Source organism: Rhodoplanes roseus (assembly GCF_003258865.1).
GTDB classification, from domain to species: Bacteria; Pseudomonadota; Alphaproteobacteria; order Rhizobiales; family Xanthobacteraceae; genus Rhodoplanes; species Rhodoplanes roseus.
Window position 1 is genome coordinate 1 of the sequence record NZ_NPEX01000273.1, and the last position, 7646, is coordinate 7646.

The 7646-nt window shown below is 72.0% G+C and carries 6 protein-coding genes; 4 read left to right on the plus strand and 2 right to left on the minus strand.

Annotated elements, in window-relative coordinates:
* Positions 1-52: 52 nt before the first annotated feature.
* The gene (locus CH341_RS25505) at positions 53-925 is read right to left on the minus strand and encodes a GlxA family transcriptional regulator (RefSeq protein WP_170149802.1); all 873 of its coding nucleotides are present in this window, start codon (positions 923-925) and stop codon (positions 53-55) included.
* A 70-nt stretch (positions 926-995) separates the two neighbouring features.
* Here CH341_RS25505 and CH341_RS25510 point away from each other — a divergent pair, with 70 nt between their 5' ends.
* The 4 genes from CH341_RS25510 (at position 996) to CH341_RS25525 (ending at position 6748) form a co-directional block, all read left to right on the plus strand.
* On the plus strand, positions 996-1670 hold the full coding sequence (locus tag CH341_RS25510) for a DJ-1/PfpI family protein (protein ID WP_111421784.1): 675 nt from the start codon (positions 996-998) through the stop codon (positions 1668-1670).
* A 278-nt stretch (positions 1671-1948) separates the two neighbouring features.
* Positions 1949-2878, plus strand: a complete 930-nt coding sequence (locus CH341_RS25515; RefSeq protein WP_245431245.1) for an HlyD family secretion protein — start codon at positions 1949-1951, stop codon at positions 2876-2878.
* Positions 2875-5619 carry a ribosome-associated ATPase/putative transporter RbbA gene (rbbA, locus tag CH341_RS25520; protein ID WP_111421786.1) on the plus strand — a complete coding sequence of 915 codons (2745 nt, stop codon included), beginning with the start codon at positions 2875-2877 and terminating at the stop codon, positions 5617-5619. Before CH341_RS25515 ends, rbbA begins: the two co-directional genes overlap by 4 nt.
* Before the next feature lies 1 nt (position 5620).
* Entirely contained in the window at positions 5621-6748 is a 1128-nt protein-coding gene (locus CH341_RS25525) for an ABC transporter permease (protein WP_111421787.1), read from the plus strand.
* Between the two features lie 25 nt (positions 6749-6773).
* Here CH341_RS25525 and CH341_RS25530 read toward each other — a convergent pair whose 3' ends face one another.
* Positions 6774-7550 (minus strand): ABC transporter ATP-binding protein, encoded by a 777-nt coding sequence (locus CH341_RS25530; RefSeq protein WP_111421788.1) that lies wholly within the window; start codon positions 7548-7550, stop codon positions 6774-6776.
* Between the last annotated feature and the right edge of the window lie 96 nt (positions 7551-7646).

Genomic DNA, 7646 nt, shown 5'->3' on the forward strand with positions numbered 1-7646 from the left:
CGATCCCGCCGGAAAAGCGCGCCGCCGGCGTCGTCGCCTTCTCGTCCGGCAATCACGCGCAGGGCGTCGCCGCCGCCTCCACCCGCAGGCGCTCCACGGCGCGGGCCGGCGTCTCGCCGGTGGCGGCCCGATAGTGGCGCACGAAGCTGCGCTCGCTCATGCCGGCAGCGTCGGCCAGCGCCGCGACCGAGAGGTCGCCGTCGAGCCGGCCCGACATCCAGGCGTGCAGCGCCTCGAACTGCCGGTCGCCGCGCTGCTGCAGCGCCAGCGCGGTGCTGAACTGGCTCTGCCCGCCCGGCCGCTTGAGGAACACGACGAGATGGCGGGCCGCCGCCAGCGCCGGCTCGGGCCCGAGATCCTCCTCCACCAGCGCCAGCGCGAGATCGATGCCGGCCGTGATGCCGGCCGAGGTCCAGATCGCGCCGTCGCGCACGAAGATCGGATCGGGCTCCAGCCGCACCTTCGGGAATTTTTGGGCGAACTCGGCGCAGCGGTGCCAGTGGGTGACGGCGCGGCGCCCGTCCAGGAGCCCGGCGGTCGCCAGCAGGAAGGCGCCGCTGCACACCGAGGCCGTGCGGCGCGCCCGCCCGGCGCGGGCGAGGATCCAGGCGGGCAGGGGGCCGTCGCAAGCGGCGTTCACGCCGAAGCCGCCGGCGACCAGCAGTGTGTCGAGCGGGGCGCCCGCCGCCGGCAGCGGCCGCGCAACGAGCCCGAGGCCGGCCGAGGAGACGATCTCGGGCGTCTGCGCCACCACGACCGGGTCGTAGGCCGGCGGACGGCCCTGCTCGGCGAGCCCGTCGTTGACGGTCGCGAACACTTGCAGGGGCCCGGCGACGTCGAGGAGCTGCACGCCCGGAAACGCCAGGATCTCGATCCGGCGTGGCGGGGCGGGCGGTGTTGGCGGAATCCGAGGGGTCTTTGGCATGTCCGCCAAACCATCGGCGGCTAGGCTCGCCCTGTCAACGCCAACCGCGCCACCGCGCAGGGGATCCACCATGACGCTCTCGATCGGCCTTCTCGTCTTTCCGGGGATCCAGCTGCTCGACCTCGCCGGCCCCTACGAGGTGTTCGCAGCCGTGCCGGGCGCCCGCCTGCACCTGCTGTGGAAGGACCGCGCCCCGGTCGCCTCGGCGGTCGGCCTGCCGTTCGCCGCGACCGTCGGCTTCGCCGAGGCGCCGGCCCTCGACATTCTCTGCGTGCCCGGGGGCATCGGCGTGAACCGCCTGCTCGACGACGCCGAGACGCTGGCGTTCCTGCGCGACACCGCGGCCCGCACGCCGTGGCTCTCCAGCGTCTGCACGGGCGCGCTGCTGCTCGGTGCCGCCGGGCTCTTGCGCGGGCGCCGCGCGACGACGCACTGGAACTCGCACGATTTCCTCGCCGCCTTCGGGGCCGAGCCGGTGGATCAGCGGGTGGTGCGCGACGGCAATCTGTTCACGGCCGCCGGCGTCACCTCGGGCATCGATCTGGCGCTCGCCGTGGTCGATGCGGTGGTCGGCCGCGCGGCGGCCGAGGAGATCACGCTGGCCTTCGAGTACGCGCCGCAGCCGCCCCATGCCTGCGGCACCCTGAAGGAGGCGCCGCCGTCCGCCGTCACGGCGGCACGCGCCCGCTACGCCGCGTCGCGGCAGGAGCGCGAGACCATCATCGCGGCGCTGGCGCCGGCCTGACCGAGGCGTCCCGCGTCGCGCGGAGCCGGTCGGCGCCGTGCGGCCGGGTGCCGTCGGGACAGCGCCGGCGAAACGGCGTATGGTCTGGTCAGGGCCGGTGTCGTGTGCCGTGGTCGCCATCGGGACGCCGTCCCGAGGAGACTGCGATGCTGGTCCGTACCGCCGCCCTGATCGCCCTCGTCATGGTCGTCGTCGGCGGAGCGCCGGGCGGGCCGCTGTCGTCGCCGCCCGCGCGCGCCGAACAGGCCTCCCCCGGACCGGCCGCCCGGGCCGAGTCGATGGTGCGCAGCCTGATCGCACGGCTGCGCGGCGACCGCATGCCGCCCGGCATCGTCAAGTCGAACGGCCGCATCGAGGCCACCCAGGTCGACGTCGCGGCCAAATACGGCGGCCGGCTCGCCACCATGACGGTGGAGGAGGGCGACGAGGTCACGGCCGGCCAGGTCGTCGCCACCATCTCGTCGCCCGAGACCGAGGCGCAGCTGCGCGGCGCCCAGGCCCAGGTGCTGCGCGCCAAGCAGGCGCTCGCCGAGGCGGTGGCGCTGATCGCCCAGCGCACCAGCGACCTCGAGTTCACCCGCACGGATCTGGAGCGCGGACGCAACCTGCTCGCCAAGGGCAACATCGCCCAGCAGGCGGTCGACCAGCGGCAGAACAAGTACGACGCGGCGGCCGCCGCCTCCCGGGCCGCGACGGCGCAACGCGAGCAGGCCGAGTTCGCCATCAAGGTCGCCGAGGCCGACGTCGAGCGCCTGCAGTCGATGCTGGTCGACATGGTGCTGGTGTCGCCGCGCAGCGGCCGCGTCCAGTACCGGCTCGCCCGCGCCGGCGAGGTGGTGGCGGCCGGCCAGCGCGTCCTCACCATCCTGGATTTGAAGGACGTCTATCTCACCATCTATCTGGCGGCCGAGGACGCCGGAAAGCTGGCGCTCGGCGACGAGGCGCGCATCATCGCCGATCCGGTGCCCGAATACGTGATTCCGGCCAGCATCGCCTTCGTCGCCACCGAGGCGCAGTTCACGCCCAAGAGCGTCGAGACCGCCGAGGAGCGCCAGAAGCTGATGTTCCGGGTCAAGCTGCAGGTCGATCCGGACGTGCTGCAGAAGTATCACCGCCAGGTGAAGACCGGCGTGCGCGGCCTCGGCTTCGTGCGCCTGAGCCCGAAGATCGCCTGGCCCGACGATCTCGTCGTGAAGCTGCCGAAATGACCGACGCGGTCGTCGCCCGGCTCGACGGCGTCAGCCACGCCTACGGCGCGACCCGCGCCCTCCACCAGGTGAGCCTCGCCGTGCCGGCGCACCGCATGGTCGGCATCATCGGGCCGGACGGCGTCGGCAAGTCGACCTTGCTGTCTCTCGTCGCGGGCGTGCGAAAGATCCAGGCCGGCAGCGTCGCGGTATTCGACGGCGACATGGCGGACGCCGGCCATCGCCGCGCCAGCTGCGGCCGCATCGCCTACATGCCGCAGGGGCTCGGCCGCAACCTCTATCCGACGCTCAGCGTCTACGAGAACGTCGACTTCTTCGGCCGTCTGTTCGGCCAGCCGGCGGACGAGCGCCGCGCCCGCATCGCCGATCTGACGCGGGCGACCGGGCTCGATCCGTTCGTCGGGCGTCCGGCCGGCAAGCTGTCGGGCGGCATGAAGCAGAAGCTCGGCCTGTGCTGCGCCCTGATGCACGACCCCGACCTGCTGGTGCTCGACGAGCCGACCACGGGTGTCGACCCGCTGTCGCGCCGCCAGTTCTGGGAGCTGATCGATTCGATCCGGCTGCGGCGGCCGCAGATGAGCGTGATGGTCGCCACCGCCTACATGGAGGAGGCGGCCCGCTTCGACTGGCTCGCCGCCATGGACGATGGCTGCGTGATCGCACGGGGCGCCCCGGCCGAGATTCTCGCGCAGGCACACGAGACCACGCTGGAGCGCGCCTTCATCGCGCTGCTGCCGGAGGAGAAGCGCGCCCGCCACGCCGGCGTGACGGTGCGGCCGCGCGTCGCCGCCCCGGACGACACGCCGGCCATCGAGGCCGAGGGGCTGACGCGAAAGTTCGGCGATTTCGTCGCGGTCGATCACGTCGGCTTCCGCATCGGCCGCGGCGAGATCTTCGGCTTCCTCGGCTCCAACGGCTGCGGCAAGACCACCACGATGAAGATGCTCACCGGTCTGCTGCCGGCGAGCGAGGGGTGGGCGAAGCTGTTCGGCGCCCCGATCGGCGGCGACGACATGGCGATGCGCCGCGAGGTCGGCTACATGTCGCAGGCCTTCTCGCTCTACGGCGAGCTGACGGTGCGGCAGAATCTCGATCTGCACGCGCGCCTCTATCACCTGCCGCCCGCCGAGATCGCGCCGCGCATCAGAGAGCTGCTCGCCCGCTACGACCTGAAGGAGGTCGCCGACGCGCGGCCGGAGTCGCTGCCGCTCGGCATCAAGCAGCGGCTGCAGCTCGCCGTCGCGGTGCTGCACCGGCCGCCGATCCTGATTCTCGACGAGCCGACCTCCGGCGTCGACCCGATCGCCCGCGACGCCTTCTGGCGCACCCTGATCGACCTGTCGCGCGACGACGGCGTCACCATCTTCCTGTCGACGCATTTCATGAACGAGGCGGAGCGCTGCGACCGCATCTCGCTGATGCATGCCGGCAAGGTTCTGGCCGTCGGCACCCCGGCCGAGATTTCGCGCGACCGCGGCGCCGCGACGCTGGAGGACGCCTTCGTGGCGTATCTGGCCGAGGCCGGCGGCGTCGGCGAGATCACGACCGCGGCGACCGCCCCGGCGCCCGCCGCCGCGTCGGCCGTCGTCGAGGCTCCCGCCGCTCCGCCGAAGCGCTTCGATCCCGGGCGACTCTGGGCCTATGCGCGGCGCGAGGCGATGGAGCTGCTGCGCGACCCGATCCGCCTCGTCTTCGCCTTCGTCGGCCCGCTGGTGCTGATGCTGGCCTTCGGCTGGGGGATCTCGTTCGACGTGGAGAATCTGAGCTGGGCCGCCTTCGACCAGGACAAGACGCCGGAGAGCCGCGCGCTGCTCGAGAGCTTCTCGGGGTCGCGCTACTTCACCGAGCGGCCGCCGGTGTCGAGCACGGCCGAGATGGACGCCCGGTTCCGCAGCGGCGAGCTCGCCCTCGTGGTCGAGATCCCGCCCGGCTTCGGTCGCGACCTGCAGGGCAGCCGGGTGCCGGAGGTCGCCGTCTGGATCGACGGCGCGATGCCGTTCCGCGGCGAGACGACGCGCAGCTACGTCTCCGGCCTCGCCCTGCAATACGCCCGCGAGCGCGCCCTGGAGACGGTGGGGCCCAACGCCGCGACCAGCCCGGTGACGATCGAGACCCGGTTCCGCTACAACCAGTCGTTCAAGAGCGTCGTCGCCATGGTGCCCAGCATCATCGTGCTGATGCTGATCCTGATCCCGGCCGTGATGTCGGCCGTCGCGGTGGTTCGCGAGATCGAGACCGGGTCGATCGCCAACTTCCATTCCACCCCCACCAGCAAGGTGGAGTTCCTGATCGGCAAGCAGCTTCCCTACGTGGCGGTGTCGATGGCGAGCTTCGTGCTGCTGGTGCTGCTCGCCGTCACGGTGTTCGGCGTGTCGATCACCGGCTCGCTGGCGACGCTGACGCTCGGCACGCTGCTCTACGTGTTCGCCACCACCGGCTTCGGCCAGCTCGTCTCCACCTTCACGCGGACCCAGGTGGCGGCCGTGTTCGCCACCGCCATCCTGGCCGTGGTGCCGGCCGTGAACTTCTCGGGACTGCTGGTGCCGGTCGCGTCGCTGTCGGGCGGCGCCCGGGTGCTCGGCCTCGCCTTTCCGGCCGCCTGGTATCAGCCGATCAGCGTCGGCACCTTCGCCAAGGCGCTCGGCCTCGCCGCCGTGTGGCCGCAGATGCTGGTGCTGGCCGTGTTCGCGCTCGCCTATCTGGTCGCCGCCCGGACCTTCCTGCAGAAGCAGGAGCGCTGAGATGCTGGACCATCTCGCCAATATCTGGCGACTGACCATCAAGGAGCTGCGCAGCATCCGGGCCGATCCGATCATGCTGGTGCTGGTGGTCTACGCCTTCACCATGAACGTCTACACGGTGGCGACCGGCGCCTCGGTGGAGGCGACCAACCTGGCCGTCGCGGTGGTCGACGAGGACCGCTCGGCGCTGTCGCGCCGCATCGCCGACGGGCTCACGCCGCCGCTGTTCCGCCCCGCCGTGGAGATCGCCGCGACCGAGATCGACGCCTGGCTGGACGCCGGCCGCGTCGTCTTCGTGCTGGAGATCCCGCCGCGCTTCGAGGCCGACATCCTGGCCGGGCGCGCCGCCACCGTGCAGGTGAACGTCGACGCCACCGCCATCACCCAGGCCGGCAACGGCGCCGCCTATCTGCAGACCATCGTGCTGAACGAGGTCGCCGCCTTCAGGGCCGGCCGCGACGGCACCGCCTCCGGCTCGATCGACGTCGTGGTGCGGGCGAAGTTCAATCCCAATCTGAAGTCGAGCTGGTTCACCTCGGTCATGCAGGTGGTCAACAGCATCACCATGCTGACCGTCATCCTCACCGGCGCGGCGCTGATCCGCGAGCGCGAGCAGGGCACGGTGGAGCATCTGCTGGTGATGCCGGTGGTGCCGAGCGAGATCATGCTGGCGAAGATCCTCGCCAACGGCCTGGTGACGCTGGTGGCGGCCGGCTTGTCGCTGGTGCTGGTGGTCGAGTGGTGGCTGCAGGTGCCGATCAGCGGCTCGCTGCTGCTGTTTCTCGCCGGCGCCGCCGTCTACGTGTTCACCGTGGCGGCGCTCGGCATCCTGCTCGGCACCATCGCCAACACCATGGGCCAGTTCGGCCTGCTCGCCATTCCGGTGCTGCTGGTGACGCAGCTCCTGTCGGGCAGCGCGACGCCGCTGGAAAGCATGCCGGTGTGGCTGCGCTGGCTGATGTGGACGATCAGCCCGACGCCGCATTTCGTCACCTTCGCGCAGGGCGTGCTGTATCGCGGCGCCGGCCTCTCGGTCCTGTGGCTGCCGCTGGTCGCGGTCGCGGCGATCGGCGGGGCCTATTTCGCCGTCGCGCTCCACCGCTTCCGCCGCGTCGTGTTCGGCGCGTGAGCGGCCCGGCGATCGGCCGGGTCTCTCACCACCACGCGGCGCCGGGAGCGACCTCGGCGGTGTCGCGACGCTTCTCGCGAGCACCGTGCAGGGCGGCCAGCACGCGGCGCTTCACGGCGTCCCAGGCGGCCGAATCACGGTCGCGGGGGCGGGGCAGATCGACCGGAATCTCGTCGGCGATGCGGCCGGGGCGTGGGCGCATCACCACGATGCGGTCGGCCAGCACGATCGCCTCGTCGACATCGTGGGTGACGACGACCAGCGTCGGCTCCGCGTCGTGCCACAGGTCGAGCAGGTGATCCTGCAGGTCGGCGCGGGTGAACGCATCGAGCGCCGAGAACGGCTCGTCGAGCAGCAGCACCTCGGGCCGGGTGACCAGCGCCCGCGCCAGCGCCACCCGCTGCGCCTGCCCGCCCGACAATTCGCGCGGCCACACGGCGGCCTTGTCGGCGAGCCCGACGCGGCCGAGCTGCGCCGCGACGCGCGTGTCGCGCTCCTCGCGCGGCAACGCCGCCAGCCCGAAGCCGACATTGTCGGCGACGGTGAGCCACGGCAGCAGTCGCGGCTCCTGGAACACCATCCCGATCTTTCCATGCGGCGCTGTGATCTCCTCGCCGTCCAGCACGACGCGGCCGTCGGTCGCCCGGTCGAGCCCGGAGACCAGCCGCAGCAGCGTGGACTTGCCGCAGCCGGAGCCGCCGACCACCGCGACGATCTCGCCGATCGGCACCTCGAGCGACACCCGCTCCAGCGCCCGCACCCCGTTGGCGTAAGTCTTTCCGATGTTTTCGAGGATCAGCATGGGGCTCTCACGAGGAATACGGCGGATGGCTTGGATTCGGACCGGCGCTGCAGGCCCCCCACCCCCGACCCCTCCCCGCCACGAGCTTCGCTCGTG